The organism is Streptomyces sp. UH6 (genome assembly GCF_013421635.1).
Classification (GTDB): domain Bacteria; phylum Actinomycetota; class Actinomycetes; order Streptomycetales; family Streptomycetaceae; genus Streptomyces; species Streptomyces abyssomicinicus.
This window is the reverse complement of record NZ_JACADT010001223.1, coordinates 1-1,458: the sequence shown is the minus strand read 5'-3', so window position 1 is coordinate 1,458 and position 1,458 is coordinate 1. Positions and strand designations below refer to the sequence as shown.

The 1,458-nt window shown below is 75.3% G+C and carries 1 protein-coding gene; it reads left to right on the top strand.

Translation table 11 applies throughout. The features are described from left to right. On the top strand, positions 1-1,458 hold a 1,458-nt coding region (locus tag HW445_RS30775; protein WP_180224074.1), incomplete at both ends, for a M28 family metallopeptidase.

Below are 1,458 nucleotides of genomic sequence, written 5' to 3'. Positions count from 1 at the left end.
TTCGCGGTGGTCCCCTGGTCCGCCGCGCTCACCGGTGACGCGGACGCCCGCGACGCACACCGCCACCTCGCCGCCTTCCAGCGCATCGCCGACACCCACGGCGGACACCGCGCCGCCGGCACCCCCGGTGGCGACGCCTCCGCCGCCTACGTGCGCGACGCCCTGCGCGACGCCGGCTACCGGGTCGCCTCGACTCCCTTCGAGTTCACCTTCGCCGAGACCCTCGCCGAGAGGCTGAGCGTCACCACCCCCGGCGGCCCCGCCCGCGACGTCGACGTCTCGCTGATGACGTACACCGTCTCCACCCCCGAGGGCGGCCTCACCGCCCCCCTCGCCGCGCTGCCCGAGGAGGGCGACGAGACCCCCGGCTGCGAGCCCTCCGACTACGCCCCGCACGACGTGCGCGGCAAGGTCGTCCTGATCCCGCGCGGCGCCTGCTCGTTCACCGAGAAGCAGAAGGCCGCGGCCGACGCCGGCGCCGTCGCCGCGCTGATCTCCAACAACACCGAGGGCCCCCTGCGCGGCACCCTCGGTGACCCCTCGGCCGCCGCCGTCCCCACCGGCGGGGTCACCCGCGAGGACGGCAGGGCCCTGGCCGAAGCGGCCCGGACCGCCGCGCAGGCCGAGGACACCGAGGACGCCCCGCCCACCACCGTCACCCTCGACCTCCGCGAGCACCGCGAACAGCGCACCACCCACAACGTGACCGCCGAGACCCGCGGAGGCGACCCCTCCCGCACGGTGATGCTCGGCGCCCACCTGGACTCCGTCACCGAAGGCCCCGGCATCAACGACAACGCCTCCGGCTCGGCCGGCCTCCTGGAGGTCGCCCTGGAACTGGCCCGGGCCGAGCACCACCCCGCCCAGCGGGTGCGCTTCGCCTGGTGGTCCGCCGAGGAGTTCGGCCTGCTGGGCTCCACCGCCTACGTGGACGCCCTGCCCGCCGACCGGCGCGAGGACATCCGGCTCTACCTGAACTTCGACATGATCGCCTCGCCGAACCACGCGCTGTTCGTCTACGACGGCGACGACTCCGACGGCGTCGGCTCGGGCCCCGGCCCGGCCGGCTCGGCCCAGCTGGAGCGGCAGCTCACCGGCTTCCTCGACCGCCGCGACCTCCCCCACCTCGGCACCGACTTCAACGGCCGGTCCGACTACGGCCCGTTCATCGAGGCCGGCATCCCCTCCGGCGGAGCGTTCACCGGCGCGGAGGGGATCAAGACCGAGAAGGTGGCCGCCCTCTTCGGCGGCGAGGCGGGCCAGCCGTACGACCCGTGCTACCACCGGGCCTGCGACGACCTGGACAACATCTCGACGGCCGCGTTCGACGCCACCATCGACGTGATCGCGCACGCGGCCGGCGTCTACGCCCACGACCTGTCGTCCCTGACCGCTCCCGCCCCGGCGACCGCCCCGGCCGCCACCACGGCGACCGGTGGCGGCCTCCACCCGGGACAC